At 70.8% G+C, this 18048-nt stretch carries 11 protein-coding genes; 1 reads left to right on the top strand and 10 read right to left on the bottom strand.

What is annotated here, in order from left to right; genetic code table 11:
• Nucleotides 1–17 precede the first annotated feature (17 nt).
• From B0F77_RS24955 to B0F77_RS24925, 7 genes are read right to left on the bottom strand one after another with little or no spacing between them, the layout of a single operon-like run.
• Nucleotides 18–1052 carry an L-idonate 5-dehydrogenase gene (locus B0F77_RS24955; RefSeq protein WP_086665425.1) on the bottom strand — a complete coding sequence of 345 codons (1035 nt, stop codon included), beginning with the start codon at nucleotides 1050–1052 and terminating at the stop codon, nucleotides 18–20.
• Nucleotides 1053–1065: 13 nt separating this feature from the next.
• A complete protein-coding gene (locus B0F77_RS24950; protein ID WP_086665409.1) occupies nucleotides 1066–1836 on the bottom strand; it encodes an SDR family oxidoreductase in 771 nt (256 codons plus the stop codon).
• The gene (locus tag B0F77_RS24945; RefSeq protein WP_143466895.1) at nucleotides 1833–2711 is read right to left on the bottom strand and encodes an NAD(P)-dependent oxidoreductase; all 879 of its coding nucleotides are present in this window, start codon (nucleotides 2709–2711) and stop codon (nucleotides 1833–1835) included. The genes B0F77_RS24950 and B0F77_RS24945 overlap by 4 nt, the downstream gene beginning before the upstream one ends.
• A complete protein-coding gene (locus B0F77_RS24940; protein WP_211294007.1) occupies nucleotides 2708–3892 on the bottom strand; it encodes a substrate-binding domain-containing protein in 1185 nt (394 codons plus the stop codon). Before B0F77_RS24940 ends, B0F77_RS24945 begins: the two co-directional genes overlap by 4 nt.
• Entirely contained in the window at nucleotides 3889–4956 is a 1068-nt protein-coding gene (locus B0F77_RS24935; protein ID WP_086665407.1) for an ABC transporter permease, read from the bottom strand. Before B0F77_RS24935 ends, B0F77_RS24940 begins: the two co-directional genes overlap by 4 nt.
• 14 nt (nucleotides 4957–4970) lie before the next feature.
• Complete coding sequence (locus B0F77_RS24930) at nucleotides 4971–6431, bottom strand: sugar ABC transporter ATP-binding protein (protein ID WP_086665406.1); 1461 nt, start codon at nucleotides 6429–6431, stop codon at nucleotides 4971–4973.
• Nucleotides 6428–7348, bottom strand: a complete 921-nt coding sequence (locus tag B0F77_RS24925; protein ID WP_211294006.1) for an SMP-30/gluconolactonase/LRE family protein — start codon at nucleotides 7346–7348, stop codon at nucleotides 6428–6430. The genes B0F77_RS24930 and B0F77_RS24925 overlap by 4 nt, the downstream gene beginning before the upstream one ends.
• Before the next feature lie 703 nt (nucleotides 7349–8051).
• On the opposite strand from B0F77_RS24925, the gene B0F77_RS24920 reads away from it, so the two are divergent.
• Complete coding sequence (locus B0F77_RS24920; protein ID WP_143466894.1) at nucleotides 8052–8783, top strand: EamA family transporter; 732 nt, start codon at nucleotides 8052–8054, stop codon at nucleotides 8781–8783.
• Nucleotides 8784–8802: 19 nt separating this feature from the next.
• Here the strand turns inward: B0F77_RS24920 and B0F77_RS24915 are convergent, their stop codons facing one another.
• The 3 genes from B0F77_RS24915 to B0F77_RS24905 form a co-directional block, all read right to left on the bottom strand.
• Entirely contained in the window at nucleotides 8803–9534 is a 732-nt protein-coding gene (locus B0F77_RS24915) for an IclR family transcriptional regulator (protein WP_158102820.1), read from the bottom strand.
• 177 nt (nucleotides 9535–9711) lie between these two features.
• Entirely contained in the window at nucleotides 9712–10686 is a 975-nt protein-coding gene (locus B0F77_RS24910) for a dihydrodipicolinate synthase family protein (protein ID WP_086665423.1), read from the bottom strand.
• 202 nt (nucleotides 10687–10888) lie between these two features.
• The gene (locus B0F77_RS24905; protein ID WP_211294005.1) at nucleotides 10889–18031 is read right to left on the bottom strand and encodes a hybrid non-ribosomal peptide synthetase/type I polyketide synthase; all 7143 of its coding nucleotides are present in this window, start codon (nucleotides 18029–18031) and stop codon (nucleotides 10889–10891) included.
• Between the last annotated feature and the right edge of the window lie 17 nt (nucleotides 18032–18048).

Below are 18048 nucleotides of genomic sequence, written 5' to 3'. Positions count from 1 at the left end.
CGGGCGGTCAACGGCTCTCAGCTGGCCGCGAAGTCGAGCAGCACCTTGCACGAACCGGTCGGGTCGGCGGCCAGCTCGAAGGCGTCGGACACGCTCTCGACCGGCAGCACCGAGGTGATCACCGGGTCCGCCGGCAGCAGGCCGCTGTGCAGGACGCCGAGCACGTCGGAGAACTCCAGGTCGAAGCGGAACGACCCGACGACCGTCAGTTCCCTGGTGATGATCGCGTTGGCCGCGAGCGCGGTGTCGCCTGGCGGGAGCAGACCGAGCCCCACCACGAGGCCGCCTCGATCCACTCCGTGCACACAGGTGTTGAACCCGGCCGGGGAGCCGGACGACTCGACCGCGACGTCCACGGCCAGCCCGTCCAGCGCGGCCGCCTCGGCCGTGCCGATCTGCACGGTCGAGGTCGCGCCGACCGCCCTGGCCACCGCCAGCGGCGCGGCGTGCACATCGGTCACCACGATCTCCGCCGCTCCCGCGGCGTGCAGCGCGGCGACCACCAGACAGCCGATCGGGCCGGCTCCGGTCACGAGCACCCGCTTGCCGGACACGTCGCCCGCCCGGCGAACCGCGTGCCACGCCACGGCGGCGGGCTCGGCCACAGCGGCTCGCCGCAGTTCCAGCCCTGCCGGAAGGACGTGCACCTGGTCGGCCGGCACGACGAGCACCTCGGCGAAGCCGCCCTGCACGTGTGGGAAACGGGCCGCGCTGCCGAGGTAGGCGGTGCTGGCACAGATGTTGCGCTGTCCGGACAGGCACTGCCGGCACTGACGGCACGGTGCCGCCGGATGCACGGCCACCTGGGCGCCGGGAACGAGTCCCTCGACGCCCGCGCCCACCTCACGGATCTCGCCGACCACCTCGTGGCCGAGCACGAGCGGCTCGCGCAGCCGGAAGTCCCCGACCGCTCCGTGCCGCCAGTAATGGAGATCGGAGCCGCAGATGCCTCCGTAGCGGATTCGCACCGCGACCTGGCCAGGGCCGACCGGCGGCAGCCTGCGTTCCTCCAGCCGCAGGTCTCCCGCGGCGTGGGCCACCACCGCACGCATCGTCTCCACCACGTCAGATCACCGCCGTGAGGCCACCGTCGACGGCGATGACCTGACCGTTGACGAAGTCGGAGGCGGGAGCGGCCAGCCACACGAGCGTGCCGACGAGGTCCTCGACGCTCGCCCAACGGCCTGCCGGTGTCCTGCCCCTGATCCACGCGTCGAACTGCGGGTCCTCCACCAGGGGACGGGTCAGTTCGGTGATGACGTAGCCGGGCGCGATCCCGTTGGCGGTGATGCCCGCCGAGGCCCACTCCGCGCACATGGCCTTGGTGAGCATCGACAGCCCACCCTTGGAGGCCGCGTACGCGGCGATGCCCGGCCTGGCGAGCCAGCTCTGCACCGAGCAGACGTTGACGATCTTGCCGTGGCCGCGTTCGACCATGCGTGCCGCCACCGCGCGACCGACGATGAACGCGCTCGTCAGGTTCGTGTCGACGACGCGGCGCCAGTTCTCGGCCGAGACCTGGAGCATCGGCTCCCGATGCTGCACCCCGGTGTTGTTCACCAGGATGTCGATCGGGCCGACGTCGCCCTCGATCCCCTCGACCGCCGCCTCGACGGCGGCCTCGTCGGTCACGTCGAACGCCGCTGTGTGCACGACTCCGCCACAACGCTCGGCCAACTCCTTGGCCGCGACGCGCAGCGCGTCGGAATTCCGTCCATTGAGGACGACTTCCGCACCCGCCGCGGCGAGCCCGGCGGCCAGCGCCGCGCCGATGCCCTTGCTGGAGCCCGTCACCAGCGCGCGGCGGCCCGTGAGGTCGAACAAAGAGGGGGTCACACGCTCTCCCGATCCAGGTAGTACCGCATCAGCGCGGCGTTGTCGGCGTCACCGTGCCCGGCGGTGACCAGCCAGTGGTGCAGTTCGGTGACCGCGGAGGTGATCGGCAGGGGAACCCCCACCGAGCGCGCGAAGGCGCGTGCCGCCTCCAGGTCCTTCACCATGTTCCCGACGCGCCCGGTCGGGGCGAGATCCACCTCGGCGAACTTCGTGAAGAACTCCTGCAGCAGAACGGAGTCCGCCCGGCCACCGGTGAGCGCCTTCAGCACCTCGTCCGGCCGAAGTCCCGCGGCTCGCACGAGCGCGGCCGACTCGGCGAGCGCGGCGAACGTGCACCCCACGAGCACCTGGTTGATCAGCTTCACGGCCTGGCCGGAGCCGCTCGGCCCGATGTGGGTGATCTGGGTGGCGAGGGCGTCGAGCAGCGCGGTCGCGCGTTCGACGTCCTGCTCGCGACCACCGAGCATGAGCGTCAGACCGCCGCGCGCGGCGGCCGGCGCTCCACCGGAAAGCGGTGCGTCCACCCAGGACGCGCCGAGTTCCCCGGCCCGCGCGGCCAGCTCCCGCGTGCTGACCGGATCGATGCTCGACATGTCGACCACCAGCACTCCCGAGGAGTCTCCGGTGAGCACCCCATCGGCGCCGAAAACCACCTGCTCCACGATGGCCGTCGAGTTCAGCGACAGCACGACCTGACCGGCCTCGGCCACGGCCTTCGGGGTGGCCGAGGCGACGGCACCCGCCGCGACCAGATCCAGCACCGCCTCCGGCCGCACGTCGTACACCCGGACCGCGTGGCCGGTCTCCAGCAGCCGTCTCGCGATCGCCGAGCCCATCACCCCGAGGCCGACGACGCCCACTTCCGCCCGTGTCATGAGGTTCCCGCCCACATCTTCCGATAGATCTCCCGGTAGCCCGACGGAGGATCGAAGACCTCGCCGGCGGGGACGTTGTTCCTGGTGATCAGCGCCGGCTTCGCCACGAACCCGGACGGTTCCCGCCCGGCGACCGCCCGGTTCAGCTCGTCCACGAGTTGCCAGCCCTGCAACAACATCGGCTCGGCGACCGTGGCCGCCTGGTAGTCGCCGGTGCGGATGCGCTGGAACTCGGCGGTGTCGCCGTCGCCGGCGGCGACGGACTTCGGTGAGCCGTCCGGCCGCCTGCCCGCGTCGCGCAACGCCGACTTGGCGCCGCCGAAGTAGTTCCCGTTGATCGCCAGCAGATAGCCGAACCGGTCGCCATCGCGCTGCAGCAGCGACGACACGAGGCTGGGCATCCGCGCGTCCGCCTCGCTGATCGGTGAGTCCTCATTGGACAGAACCGTGCAGCCGGTGCAGAGCCGCACGTATTCCTGCATGGCCTTGGCCTTGCGCACCGCGATCTCGTACTGCGAGTCGGTCAGCACCACCACGCCCGCGGTGCCGCCGGAGTCCGCGACGGCGTACGCCGCGGCCAGCCACGCCACCTCCAGCGGGTCGGTGGTGACGTTGACGAACACGCCCGCGGCCGGCATCGGGCCGGGCTTCGGTCCCGCGTGCCACCCCACCACCGGGATGTCGAGTTCAGCGGCCTGCTTGATGGTGGACGCCTGTTCGGCGGCGTCGAACCCGCCGAGGACGATGCCGATCGGCTTCATCGCGATCGCCTGGTTCAGCGCGTCGGTGCGCCCCTGGGCGCTGCCTTTCCCGTCCAGCACGGTGACCCGCCAGCCGATCGCGCCCGCGGCCTCGACCACCGCCTGGCTGACGGTGTTCACCCCGCCGTTGGTGAGGTCCGCGGCGACGAAGGCGATCGTGCCGCCCGTCCGTTGGCCGGGCACTGGCTGGGTGGGCGGGGTGAACCCGCTGGTGCCGCCGAGGCTGTCGGCGACCCGTTTGCGCGCGTCGGCCAGCACGTCACCACCGATTCCTTGCGGGATCAGGGATTCCGCGTTCGCCGCGGGGGTAGCTGATCGGCCCTCCCGCTCGGCGACGGTCGGGCTGGCACAGGCCGAGGTGAACAGCCCCGCGGCGACGGCGAACGTCAGCGCCACCCGAGTCGGCGTGATCGTCTTCACTCCGTGTTCCCCTTCCCGGTCGGAACGCTGACGAGTTGGTGCCGTTCGGCGCTGGCCAGGCGTTTGCGGCTGGCCAGGCTGGCGATCGTGATCGCCGCGACCAGCGTCAGTCCGTTGAACAGCGGCTCGAGGTAGAAGCGGCCGGGCAGCAACTGCTGCAGGCCGGAGATTCCGATGGTGGTGATCACCACGCCCAGCAGCGTGCCCCACGCGTTCACCCGGCCCGGCCGGATCGTGGTGGAGCCGAGGAAGGCGGCGGCGAGTGCGGGCAGCATGAAGTCCGGGCCGATGTTGGCCTGTGCCACACCACCTTGGCGGGCCGAGAGCAGGATGCCGCCGACCGCGCACAGCACGCCGGAGACGACCATCGAGCCGACCACGTAACGACGGCGGCGGATGCCGGTGAGCTCGGCCGCCCTGGGGTTGGCGCCGACCGCGTAGAGGTAACGGCCGATCGGCAGGAACTCCAGCACGACCCACAGCGCCACGGCGAGCACCACGGCGATGACGAACGGACCGGGCACGGGTCCCAGCGACCACGTTGCCAGGTCGTCGAAGTAGGCCGCTCGCGCCCCGTCCGCGTCCACGACCTGTTTGCCGCCGGTGTACCAGTAGGTGATCGCGAAGATCACCTGGCCGGTGGCCAGGGTGGCGACGAAGGCGTCGACCTGGGCCAGTTCGATCAGCAGTGCGTTGATCAGGCCCACCGCCGCACCGCCCACGAGGACGAGCAGGATCGTCAGCCGGTAGTCCAGTCCGGCCAGTTGCAGGGACAGCGCCAGCACCTGCCAGAGGCCGAGCGCGTACCCCACCGAGAGGTCGATCTTGCCCGCGATCATCGGCACGGTGACCGCGAGCGCGAGGATGAGCGGCACGGCGTTGCCGGCGGTGAGCAGACGGAAGTTCAGCAGCGTGGCGAAGGTGTCGGGCAACAGCAGGGCGAAGAAGAGGAACAGCGCCGCCGTGACGAGCACCATGCCGTACACGGTGACCAGCCGGCGGGAGGCCGGAGCACCCTTGCGGGGCTCCAAGGCGGTTGAACGCACCGAGGTGTGCGTGGGCATCGAGACTCCTTGTCCTACAGTCCGGACGCGGCGGCGATCAGAGCTGCCACGGTCAGTTGATCGCCTGCCAGTTCCGCGCGAACCCGGCCGCGTTCGAAGACGAACGCCCGGTGGCAGATCGTGGCGACTTCCTCGAGATCGGTGGACACGACCAGAGTGGCGACGCCACGCTCCCCCGCCTGGCGCAGCAGCGCGTAGATGTCGGCCTTGGCACCGATGTCCACGCCCATCGTCGGTTCCTCCAGCACGACCACCTTCCGGTCGACGCCGAACCAGCGGGCCAGGATCACCTTCTGCTGGTTGCCGCCGGACAGGGTGTCCATCGCGACCTCGGTGTCGTTCGGCCGTACGCCGAACTCCGTCACCAGCTCGGCCGCCCGTACCCGTTCCGTGCGCGTTCGCACCGCTTCGAACGCGCGCCGTCCCCACACACTCGGATTGAGAAACAGGTTCTCCCGCACCGACAATCCCGACGCGACACCGTCGGTCTCCCGGTTGGACGTCGTGAAGCCCACCCCGGACCGGACCGCGTCGGCGGTGTCCCGCGGCCGGAAGTCCTCGCCGTCCAGGCACATCCGGCCATCCCGCAGTGGCAGCTCGCCCACCACCGCCCGGCCGATCTCCTCCTGACCAGCGCCGCGCAGGCCGACCAGTCCGACCACCTCGCCGGAGCGCAGGTGGAACCCGACCGGGCCGACATCGCCGACCCGCACATCGTCGAGCTCCAGCACGGTGGTCTCGCCGACCGGGCCGGGCTCACTCGCCGCGGTGTGCCTGCCGACGATCAGCCGCACCAGTTCGTCCGGCGTGATCTCCTCGGTCGGGCCTTCCCCGACGAGCCGGCCGTCGCGCATGACCACGACCGAGTCGGCGATCTCGTACACCTCGTCGAGCCGGTGGGAGACGTAGATCATCCCGACGCCCTGGTCCCGCAGTGCGCGCAGAACGCTGAACAGCCGCTCCACGTCGGCGGCGGGCAGGCTCGCGGTCGGTTCGTCCAGCACGAGCAGCTTCGGGTCGCTCACGAGCCCGCGGGCGATGGCGAGCAACGAGCGTTCGGTCCTCGGCAGGTCGAAGATCCGGGTGTCCGGGTCGATGTCGCCGCCGACCAGGGCGAGCGTCGTGGCCGCCTGGTCGCGAGCGGCCTGCCAGGAGATCATGCCCCCTCGGCGGGGAAACCCGGTGGCCATGGCGATGTTCTCGGCCACGGTCATCCACTCGACCAGGCCGAGATCCTGATGCACGAAGGAGATCCCGTGCCGGGCACCGGTGAGTTCCTCCCCCTCGAGGAGGATGTCACCGGAGTCCTTCTGGTAGACCCCGGCCAGCATCTTGATCACGGTGGACTTGCCGGCGCCGTTCTCTCCCAGCAACGCCACGATCTTGCCGCGCGGGATCTCGAACGTGACGTCGTCCACGGCACGGTTGCCGTGGAAGGACTTCACCAGTCGATCTACTCGCAGGAGCGCGGTCACGTGCGCGCCCCCCGCGTCGTGGTCTGCAGGCGGTACAGGCTGGTGGTCGCGGCGATGTAGAGAACGTCCGAGTTCACCCCGCCGAAGCACAGGTTGCCCACCGTCTCCGGCACCGGCACCTGGCCGAGGCGGACGCCGTCAGGTGCGAACACCTGTACGGAGTCGGCGCTGGAGGTCCACACGTTGCCGTGCACGTCGACGCGGAACCCGTCCGCGAGGCCGGGGTTGATCTCGGCGAACAACCGCCCGTTGACGCACTGCCAGTCGTCGAGCACGTCGTAGACCACGATGCAGTGGTTGCCACCGCCGTCGGTGCGCAGTGCCGCGGAGGTGTCGGAGACGTACAGCAGTCGCTCGTCCGGGGAGAAGGCCAGTCCGTTCGGCTCCTCCACGTCCACGACCGCCGCGGTGAGAGCGCCGGTCTCGGGGACGAACCTGAACACGTGGTTGCCGCCGTACTCCGGCGTTCCCAGATGTCCTTCGTGGGGCTGCACGATCCCGTAGGGCGGGTCGCTGAACCAGATCGCCCCGTCCGACGCGACGACCACGTCGTTCGGCGAGTTCAACCGCGCCGAGCCGAACCGGTCGACGAGGATCGCGGTGCTGCCGTCGGCTTCTGTCCGTTCGACGGCCCTGCGCCCGTGCGAACAGGTGACCACTCGTCCGTCCAGGTCGAGCGTGCGGCCGTTGGTGAACTCCACCCCCGTGCGGTCGACCGTGACCTGGCCGGTGGACTCCGTCCACCGCAGAATCCGGTCACCGGGGATGTCGGACCAGATGACCGCATCCTCTCCCGGCAGCCACAACGGGCCCTCGCTCCAGGTAGCTCCACCGCCGAGCCAGGTCACCGACGCGGACGGAGAGACCAGGTCGGTCAGCCGTTCGTCGTCGACGCGCACTGCCGGTGTCTGATGCACCGTTGCACCACCTTTCGCTTTCGTTGGCCAACATATGGCACGGCGTTCACCCTGTGGAACGGCTGCGTTTGAGATTTAGCAGATTTCCCAACCCCGGGACCGGTCAGCGCCGGGCGGAGGCACAGGCACCTGAACGGGGTGCGAAGCGTGGGCGCCAGCCGCGCCACGGCGGTGCGGTACAGGTCATGCGGTGTCCAGCTCGCTCCCCCCAGCGTCCCGTCGTCCTGTCGCCGGCAGCCAGAACATGGTCCCGGCCACAGCACTTTCGCGCTGACCACCCGTGAGTTTTTCCGTGAGATGCGGAGTCCATCCCCATCGAGATGCGCGACGACCTGGGCGCGGGCGGTGGACACCACCGCTGAGCATGCGAGTGCGGCCCGGGACCGAAGTCGGGGGGACATCGGCACCGGACCGCACTGTGCAGGCCCCCGCACGAGGAAAAGAGCTCCGCCACTCTCCGGCCTGCTCCGCCAGGCTACGTTCACCAATAATTCGCACTCAATCCGCAGAACAACCATATTTGGTCAGCAAAACAAGGAACATCGAGGGCTTGAGTCTTTCTTGAGGTATTTTCCCAATTTCGGCGAAGCGCAGTAACGTCGCCGCCATGGGAGCAGCCCTCGCCATCTTTTCTGCATTTACCCTGGGTGCCGGAGATTTCTTCGGAGGAATCGCGACAAAGCGCGCCCGAGTGTGGACGGTCGTGCTGTGGTCCAACCTCGCCGGCCTGGTCGTCGCGGTCGCCGGCGCCGTCGCACTGTCGGACACCGCCAGCCCGGCGGACCTGACGTGGGGCGCGGCAGCGGGAGTCTGTGGTGGCGTGGCCACCGTGTGCCTGTACCGGGCGCTTGCCACCGGTGCGATGAGCGTGGTCGCTCCTGTCTCCGCGGCGGTGGGTGCCGCGCTGCCCGTGCTGGTGGGCATCCTCGGCCAGGGCAGCCCTTCCACGCTCGTGCTGGCGGGCCTGGTCAGTGGACTGGCGGCGATCCCGCTCGTGTCACTGGGCACGGCCTCCGCCACGCCCGCGCGCGGCGCGCTCGTGCTCGCCGTGGTGTCCGGTCTCGGCCTCGGGGGTTTCCTCGTGCTGCTCTCGCACGCGGGACACGCGCAGAGCCTCTGGCCGCTCGTCGCCGCCCGCTGCACGTCGATACCGCTGGTGGCCGCGATGGCCTACCGGACGGCGGCCGGCTTCGTGCTCCCCGGCGGCGCTCGCCGGCCGGCACTCCTGTCGGGTGCGCTGGACATGACGTCGAACGTGCTGTTCGTGATGGCCACCTGGTCCGGCCAGCTCGCCACCGTCGCGTTGCTCACCTCGCTCTATCCGGCGAGCACCGTGCTGCTGGCGCACACCACCCTCGGCGAACGCATCAGGCCTGCTCAGCGCGTCGGCATGCTGCTCGCGCTCGGCAGCCTGGTGCTGGTGGCACTGGACTGACCACGTGCCCGCGGCGCCGCTACAGCGTGGCCAGCCTCGACAGCTCGCGCGCGAGCGTGGTCAGGTCGGCCGACAACCGCTCGCGCATGTCGCCGGTCAGCCGGGCTTTCAGCAACGTGGCACTCACCGCGGCGGGAGTGGCACCGGTGCTTCCCGGCACCGCGACGCTGACGCACACGACGCCCTCGGTGTTCTGCTCGTCGTCCAGCGCGTACCCACGCGCGCGGGTCTTGTCGAGATCGCGCCGCAGCTCGTCCATCGTCCGGAACGAACGCTCGGTGAGCACCGGGAGCTCGTCGATCGTCGCGAGCCTGCGCTCCAGCTCGTCGTCGTCCAGCGACGCGAGCATCGCCTTGCCGAGTGCGGTGACGACGGCGGGCATGCGCCGGCCGATGTCACTCGCGAGCCGGATCGGCTGGGTGCCGTCGTGGCGGGCGAGGTAGACGACCTCGAGCCCCTCCAGCAGGGCGAGCAGGATCGTCTCCTGGGCGCCGACCTGCAGCTTCGGCGCCGCGCGGCGGAACTCCTCCACCAGGTCGGTGCTCGCGAGGAACGCCTGGCCCAGCTCCACGACCTTGTATCCGAGCGCCCAGCGGCCGTCGACCCGCCGGATCATCTTCGCGCCTTCCAGAGCGGTGCACAGGTTGGCCACCGTGGACTTGGCGAGGTCGAGGGAGCGCGCCAGTTCCGCGATACCGAGCGGTCTGCGTTGCCGCGCCAGTTCCTCCACGAGTGCGACAGCCCGAGTCACGGCGGGTGACCTGCTGTCCACTGAACGCAGAGACTGTGCCGCGTCCACGTTCATCTCCCTCGGTTGGGGCTCCTCAGAGAAATCTATCCCACGTCAATGCGAGCGTGGGCGAGATCCGCGGCGACCGGATTCAGCATTTCTTCAGTTCGGCGTTCCAGACGACCGGCCGGCGCCCTGCTAACCGGTGTCGCCGCTCTCCGGGCAGCAGGCACCCGGTTCGCGCGGGTCACCGCGGAGAGCCACGCCCAGGTCAAGTGCGGTCAACGAACTCAGCACGTCCCGGTGCACCTCGGCGAAGAGAGCGGCGCTGAGAGCGTGCCGGGGTGGTCGGCACGGCCCCCCGTAACGGCCGCAGTAGTCCATCCCGGACTTGACCCGCTGCACGTCGCCGGGCCTGCCGTTCCAGCGCAGCAGTCCGTCGAGCGCGAGCCGCAGAGCCTGGGCCTGCACGAGATGACCGGACTGGACGAGCTCGAAGAGTCGCACCGCGTGATCGGCCAGCAGGTTCGGCAGAGCCGCGATCCAGGCACGCGCGCCGGACAGGAGGCTCTCGACCACCGTCCCGTCCGTTCCCGCCATCACGATCGTGTCCGGGGCGAGCGCGAGCGTCTTCCACACCCGGTCCGGCCGTCCGGAGAAGTCGCACACCGCGACAACGTTGTCCAGACTCACGATCTCGGCGAGCATCGCCGGGGTCAGGTCCACCTGACAGACCGCCGGGTTGTTGCACACCACCACGGGCAGCCCGACCCCGGCCACGGCCTCGAAATGCCGCATCAGTTCCGCGAACGTGGGTTCGTACGCGAGCGGGGGCAGGCACAGCACGGCGTCCGCACCGTCCTCCGCGGCGTGGGTGGCGCGTTCGACGACCCGATGAGCCCCGAGACCGTGGACCCCGACGACGACCTGCGCCGAGGTCCCGGCCGCCCGTACCGCCGCCCGCGTCAGCTCCCGGCGCTCGTCCGTCGTCAACGCGCCGTCCTCCCCCATCGACGAATTGACGACGACACCGGCGCACCCGCTGCGCATCAGCCAGTCGCAATGGCTCTCGTACCGCGCCACGTCGACGCGCAACCCGGCCGGCGCGCGTTCGTCGGACTGATAGGGAATCACCGAAGCGGCGATGACACCGCCGAACTCCTTCACGTCCATCGGAACTCCCCGGACGAAATCCTGTTCGCCACGGGCGCGGAACGCCATCTCGGGGTGCCCACAGTCCTCGTCATGGATCTACACCTCCATCAGCCGCAGCACCTCAGCCCGAATTCACCTGCCAGCCTATTTCGCGAAACCAACCCCGCGAGAGGATTTCCTAAATAGTCGGGAAACAGTCCCGACGTCGGAGTGAACGGGATCACAATTCGCTGTCCGGAGCGAGTGCCGCGTTCAGGAGTTCCACCACGGCCGCCACCCGCGGCTGCCGCACCACGGTGTAGTGGTCACCGGGAACGTCGGCCGACGTCACCTCACCCGTGCACAGCGCGAGCCAGGCTTCGATCGTCTCGGTGGCAGCACCGCCGTCCGCCGCCCGGTAAACGTGCACGCGGCCGGCATAGGGCTCTGGCCGGTGTTCCAGCAGCGCCCGGAAGTTGCGCATGAACCGCTCGACGATCCGGCGGAACGTGCCGAGATCGACCTCGTGCGGCAGCACACCCGCCATTCCCGCCTGTTCGTACACCAGCTCCACCGCCGCCTCCGTGCCGCGGATGGTCTCCGGCGACAGGGCCCAGTCGACTCCGGTGAGCCCGGCGAGGTCGCGGGCGAGCCACGACAGCAGCACCGCGTCGTCGACCGAGCTGTCCTGCCCGCCACCGGGCGGTTCGCTCGGATCGATCATCGCGACTATCTCGACCGGACGGCCGGCGGCGGTCAGCTGACGCGCCATCTCCAGTGCGACCACGGCGCCCATCGACCACCCCGCGAACCGCAGCGGGCCGGTCGGCAGAGCGGTGCCGACCGCGACGGCGTAGTGCCGCGCCAGGTCCTCGACCGTCTCCAGCAACGGCTCGTCCGGTACCTGGAGCCCGTAGCACGGCTGGTCGTCACCGAGTGCCGAGACCAGGTCGGCGTAACACAGCACGTCGCCGCCCACCGGATGCACGAGAACCAGCGGCGGACGACCGCCCCCTTCCCTGATCGGCACCAGCGCCGGACGTGCCGCGGCGACGTCCTCCGCGCACAGGACCTCCGCCAGTTGCTCGATGGTGGGCCTGGTGAACAGCACGGACAGCGCGAGGGCCCGTCCGAACTCGCGCTGGATCACCGACATCAGCCGCACCGCGAGCAGTGAGTCACCACCCAGCTCGAAGAAGTTCGCCGTCACCGAGACCGGACGGACGCCGAAGAACTCCTCCCAGATCCGGGCCAGCCGGACCTCCGTGCCCGTGCGCGGGAGGACGACCTCGTCGTGCCCGGCGGCATCCGGTTCGGGCAGTGCGGAACGCACGACCTTGCCGTTCGCGCCGAGAGGCAGCGCCGGCAGCGTGACGAGGACCTGCGGAACGAGGTAGGCGGGCAGGTCCCTGCGCAGCTCCTCGCGAACGCGGTCGACGTCACCACCCTCCTCCAGGACCACGTACCCGACGAGTCGCTTGGCACCGTGCCGCTGTCCCACGACGGTGACCACCGCGGCCTGCACGCCGGTACACCTCGACAGGGCCGTCTCGACCTCGCCGAGCTCGATCCGGTAGCCCTGCACCTTCACCTGGAGATCCTCCCGGCCGAGGAACTCGATCGTGCCGTCGGGGCGGAACCTGCCGAGGTCACCCGTGCGGTACAGCCGCTCCCCGGTCACCGGGTGCCGGACGAAGGCCGCACGGGTACGGGCCTCGTCACCGAGATAGCCGCGCGCGAGCCCCACGCCGGAGATGTGGATCTGTCCCGGCACCCAGACCGGGCAAGGCCGGAAGCCGTCGTCGAAGACGTGCATCCCCTGGTTCCGCATGGCGGTGCCGTACGGAATGCTCGGCCAGCTGGGGTCGACATGCTCCACGGGGAAGAGGATCGACCAGATCGACGCCTCGGTCGCACCGCCGAGCGACCAGACCGCCGCACCGGGGACGAGCTTGCGGACGCGTTCGGGCAGGGTCACCGGAACCCAGTCACCGCTGAGCATCACCAGGCGCAGCGGGACGCTGTCCGCCCACTCGGCGGCCAGGGCGTGCTCGGTGAACATCTCCATGAGGGCGGGCACCGTGTTCCACACCGTCACGCGGTGCTCGGTGACGAGGCTCAGCCAGCGGGACGGCTCGCGCGCGGCCTCCGGCTCCGGCAGCACGATCGCGCCGCCGGCGGACAGCAGACCGAACACGTCGTACACGGAGAGGTCGAAGTTCATCGCCGAGACCCCGAGGACCCGGTCGTCCCCGGTGACGCCGAACCGGTCGTTGACGTCCTCGATCGTGTTGAGCGCGGCGGCGTGTTCGATCATCACGCCCTTGGGCTTGCCGGTCGATCCGGAGGTGTGGATCACGTAGGCCAGGTCGGCGGGACTCGCGGGCGAGGGGCCGGCCGGTGCGTCGTCGATGGCGAGGACGTCCGGTCCGTCGACCACCAGCCTGGCCACGTCGTCCGGCCAGTCCGTCCGCTGGTCGGCCTCGTGCTGGGTCAGCACCAGCGAGACTCCGCTGTCCGCCAGCAGCAGCCGCAGGCGCTCCGCGGGAACGTCGGCGTCGATCGGCACGTAGGCGGCACCGCTCTTGAGGATGCCGAGTGCAGCCGCGACCTGTTCCCAGCCCTTGCGCATCACGATGCCGACGAGCGCGCCGGGCACCGCACCCCGCTCCCGCAGCCAGCGGGCCAGGCGGTTCGACATCCGGTCGAGTTCGCCGTAGGTCAGCGTCCGGCCGGCCGTGATCACCGCCACCCGGTCCGGGTGCACGGCGGCGTTGGCGACGAACCGGTCGTGCAGCAGTCCCGCCGGCCGCGGCGCCGCCGTCGCGTTGACCGCCGCCCGCAGGTCGAGGTCGGCGGCCGGCACGTGGACCACCGCCGGCCCGTGCCAGGCGGACTCGTCCCGGCACAGGGTGTGCAGGAGTTCGAGGTACGCGTCGTACATCGCGTCGATCACGCCGTCCGGGAACACGCCGTCGAGCGCCTCCCAGTTGACGACGAGCTCCCCCGCCTCCTCACGGACCTGGTGGTCGAGCCACACCTGCGGCGTGCTGAGCGAACCGTGCACGTGGGTGCCCGACTCGGCCATCCGGGTCAGGTGCTGCGCGATGCCGGACGGCATCGCCGACTCGGCTCCGGTCCCCGAGCTGAGCGTGCTGGCGAAGACCACGGGCATCCGGACGCGGTCGGCGGGCCCGCGCGACCGGTTGAGCTCGCGCAGCACCTCCACCCCGTTGACGTCGGCGTGTTCCAGGTCCTCCCACAGCTGTCGCTGCACCCGCTCCGCGTGCGTGGAGAACCGGTCGGCGGCCGCGCAGTCCAGTTCGAGCAACGTGGTCGTGCTGAAGTTGCCGAGCACCGTGCCGATCCTGTCGTCGTCCTCCGCGCGGTTCACCGAGAGCAGGGTCAGCGTGAACCGGCTGGACTTGCTCCACGTCGCGAGGACTCGCCCGTACGCGGCGCACAACGCGGCGGTCGGGGTGACGCCGAGGGCGGCGGCGGTCTGCCGGAAGGCCTGCCACTGGGTGGCCGTCAGCCGGGTGTGCTTCCGGGTGAACGACGGTGTGCCGCTCATGGTGTGCACCGACGCCATCGGCAGCTCGGGTGCGGGCGGCAGGGTGTCCAGCCGGGCCCGCCAGTACTCCCAGGCCCGCTGCCGTTCCGGGCTGTCCGCCCGAGCGCGCAGGGCCAGCACGTGGTCGCGGAAGGTGCTGGAGAGCTCCGGCAGCAGCCGTGCCCGGCCGTGGTAGATCTCCGCCCACTCGCGCATCAGCGCCGAGATGCTCCAGCCGTCGACGAAGAGGATGTCGAGGCCCACGTGCAGCCGGGTGGTGCGGTCGTCGAGCAGGGTCGCGCGGATGTCGAACCACGGCCACGTCGTGGCGTCGACGTCCGTGCGCAGCCCGGCCCGGATCTCGGCGAGCCGCCGCTCCCGCTCCGGTTCACCGGCGGCACGGAGGTCGACGACCTCGATCCGGTGCGGCGGCACTTCTTCCAGCACTCGCTGCTCGCCGTCCGGGGTGATGACCGACCGCAGCGCGTCATGCCGTGCGATCAACTGCTCGAACGCGTCCGCGAGACGGTCGAGGTCGATCCCGGCGAGATCCACCTCCAGCGTGAAGTACGTCGGCACACCGCCCAGGTCGAACGCGTCGGACCGGCCGACGAGATAGGCGTGTTGCAGGTCGGTCAGGGGGAAGGGCTCGAACCGGTCCTCGGGACGCGCGGCCTCGGCGGCCGTCGCCGGGGTGGCAGGCGTTGCGGGCTCGGCCTCGCCGAGCAGTGCGGTCAGCGCGGCGACGGTGGTGTCCTTGATGATGTCCACCAACGGCAGGTTGATGCCGAACCGCGTCGCCAGGACCCGCTTGAGCTCCATGGCCATCATCGAGTCGAGGCCCATGCTCCGCAGCGGCTGCCGCCGGTCGAGGTCGCCGGGCCGGGCGCCGAGCAGCCTCGCCACGGCGGCGACCAGGTCCTCGGTCCGGTCCGCGGTCTCCTCCGCCGGCCTGCCGAGCACACCGGTGCCGGACAGGGTCGCCTGCGACCGGCTCGACGTGAGCCAGTAGCGGTCGCCCTGGAAGGGGTAGGTCGGCAGGCTGACGGTCGACGCCGCGCTGCCTCCGAACGTCGCCGCCCAGTCGACCGGCACACCCTCGGCGTGCGCCCGTGCCACCGCGCCGAGGAAGCGGCGCGGGCTGCCGTCGTCGCGGCGCAGCGTGCTGATGATCGTCGCATCGGTGCCCAGCACGTCGAGCGTCTGCTGCAGGCCGATGGTCACCATCGGATGCGGGCTGACCTCGATGAAGACCCGATGCCCCATTCCGGCGGCGTACCGGGTCGCTTCCTCGAACCGCACGACCTCACGCGTCACGCGGCACCAGTGGTCCACGCCGAGAGTGCTGGTGTCCACTTCGGACCCGGTGAGCGAGGAGATGAACGGCACGTGCGACGGCAGCGGGCGAATCCCGGTGAGCTCGGCGCGCATCGCTTCGCTCACCGGCTCGACGTGGCGGGTGTGCGAGGCGTACCCGATGCGCACCCGCCGTGCCGCCACACCCTCGGCGACGAGTGCGCCGAGCAGGTCGTCGACCGCGTCGTTCGCGCCTCCGACCACGATCTGGCTGGGTCCCGCGATCGCGGCGACGGTCAGCGCGCCACCCCACCCCGGCAGCCGGTGCTCGACCTCGGCCAACGGCAGCGGCACCGAGACGAGACCGCTGGTGGACGGCAGGTCCGCGAGCATCGTGCTGCGCACCGCGACCACCCTCGCGGCGTCCTCCAGGCTGAGTGCGCCCGACACGCAGGCCGCGACGTTCTCCCCCATCGACTGGCCCAGCACGGCCGCGGGTTCGACGCCGTGCGCCCGCCAGAGATCGGCCAGGGCGACCATCACGGAGAAGCCCGTGCACTGCGCCACGTCCTCCCGCTCCAGCGCGGGTGTGCCAGGTCGCCCGCGCAACACGTCCACCAGCGACCAGTCCAGCAGCGGCGCCAGCGCGTCCGCGCACTCCTCGATCCTCCTGGCGAAAACCCGGTTGGTGGCCAGGAGATCCGCGGCCATGCCCGGCCATTGCGAACCCACCCCGGAGAACACGAACACCGCACCGGCCTCCGCGTCGGCGCCGGCCACGCCGCGCACCACGTCGGCGTCATCGGCACCGGAGGCGACGGCGGTCATCGCGCGCAGCAGCCCCGCGCGGTCCGTGCCCAGTGCCACCGCGCGGTGGCGCAACGCGGTCCGGGTGGTGGCGAGCGAGTGCCCGACGTCCACGTGGTCCAGGCCCGCCGTGAACACCCGCCTGCTCAACCGTTGTGCCTGGGCGGTCAGCGCACTCTCGGTGTGCGCGGACACGACCCACGGCACCACGGGCAGCGGGCCGCTCCACCCCGCGGACGACGGGTGGACCGCAGGCTCGTCGGCCTGCTGGTACTCCTCGATCACGACGTGGGCGTTCGTGCCGCTGACGCCGAACGCGGACACGCCCATGCGGCGCGGCCTGGAGGTCTGCGGCCACGGCAGGGCCTCGCTCAGCAAGCGGACGGTGCCCGCCGACCAGTCCACGTGCGGGGTCGGCGCGTCGACGTGCAGCGTGCGCGGCAGGATCCCGTTGCGGATGGCCAGCACCGCCTTGATGACACCCGCGACTCCCGCGGCGGCCTGCGGATGGGCGATGTTGGACTTCAGCGAACCGAGCCACAGCGGTTCGGCACGATCCTGACCGTAGGTCGCGAGAAGAGCCTGCGCCTCGATGGGATCTCCGAGCGCGGTGCCGGTGCCGTGCGCCTCGACAGCGTCCACATCGGACGGTCGCAGCCGCCCGTTCGCCAGCGCCTGGCGGATCACCCGCTCCTGGGCCGGGCCGCTCGGGGCACTCAGCCCGTTGCTCGCGCCGTCCTGGTTGACCGCGGAGCCGCGCAGCACCGCGAGCACGCGGTGTCCGTTGCGGCGCGCGGCGGAGAGCCGTTCCAGCACCAGCACTCCCGCGCCCTCGGCCCACGCCGTTCCGTCCGCCGCCGCGGCGAACGGCTTGCACCTGCCGTCCGGGGCGAGCCCGCGCTGCCTGCTGAACTGGACGAACACCCCTGGCCTCGCCATCACGGTGACACCACCGGCCAGCGCCAGCTCACACTCGCCGGAGCGCACCGACTGGGCGGCCGTGTGGAGGCTCACCAAGGACGACGAACAGGCGGTGTCGATGGTGAGCGCGGGACCTTCCAGCCCGAGCACGTAGGAAATGCGCCCGGACATGACGCTGCCGTGCATGCCGGTCAGCAACAGGCCGTCCAGCTCGGCGGGTGCCTCGTCGAGCCGCGTGCCGTACTCCTGGCCGGTGGCCCCGACGAAGACGCCGGTGCGGGTGCCGCGCAGTGAGCGAGGGTCGACGCCCGCGTGTTCCAGCGCCTCCCACGCGGTCTCCAGCAAGACGCGCTGCTGCGGATCCATGCACAGGGCCTCCCGCGGCGAGATGCCGAAGAACGCGGCGTCGAACCGATCCGCGTCGGCCAGGAAACCGCCGGTGCGGACATAACTCTTGCCGTGCGCGTCCGGGTCGGGGTCGTAGAGGTCGTCGGTGTCCCAGCCACGTCCCTCCGGGAAGCCGGTGAGCGCCTCGCGTTCGGCGATCAGCAGTTCCCAGAACTCGTCGGGGCCGCGCACGTCGCCGGGCAGGCGGCAGCCGATACCGACGATCACGACCGGGTCGTCTCCGGTCTCGGAGGTCTCAGAGGTCTCGGAGGTCTCGGAGGTCTCGGAGGTCTCGGACGTCACGGGCTCCGGTACGCCCACCACGTCTCCCCCGGACTCCAGCACTGGTGCCTCGTCCCGCTCGTCCTGGGTCACAGCGGACACGAGCACCGATGCGCCCTCCCACTCCTGCTGGGTCACAGCGGACACGAGCACCG

Source organism: Lentzea kentuckyensis (assembly GCF_002150765.1).
Classification (GTDB): domain Bacteria; phylum Actinomycetota; class Actinomycetes; order Mycobacteriales; family Pseudonocardiaceae; genus Lentzea; species Lentzea kentuckyensis.
Note: the sequence above shows the minus strand (reverse complement) of the source record. Positions and strands in the feature narration are given on the sequence as shown.

Coding starts and splice junctions, on each gene's coding strand:
- B0F77_RS24955 (WP_086665425.1), bottom strand. CDS start 1,052: ATGCGTGCGGTGGTGGCCCACGCCGCGGGAGACCTGCGGCTGGAGGAA.
- B0F77_RS24945 (WP_143466895.1), bottom strand. CDS start 2,711: ATGACACGGGCGGAAGTGGGCGTCGTCGGCCTCGGGGTGATGGGCTCG.
- B0F77_RS24935 (WP_086665407.1), bottom strand. CDS start 4,956: ATGCCCACGCACACCTCGGTGCGTTCAACCGCCTTGGAGCCCCGCAAG.
- B0F77_RS24910 (WP_086665423.1), bottom strand. CDS start 10,686: ATGGACGTGAAGGAGTTCGGCGGTGTCATCGCCGCTTCGGTGATTCCC.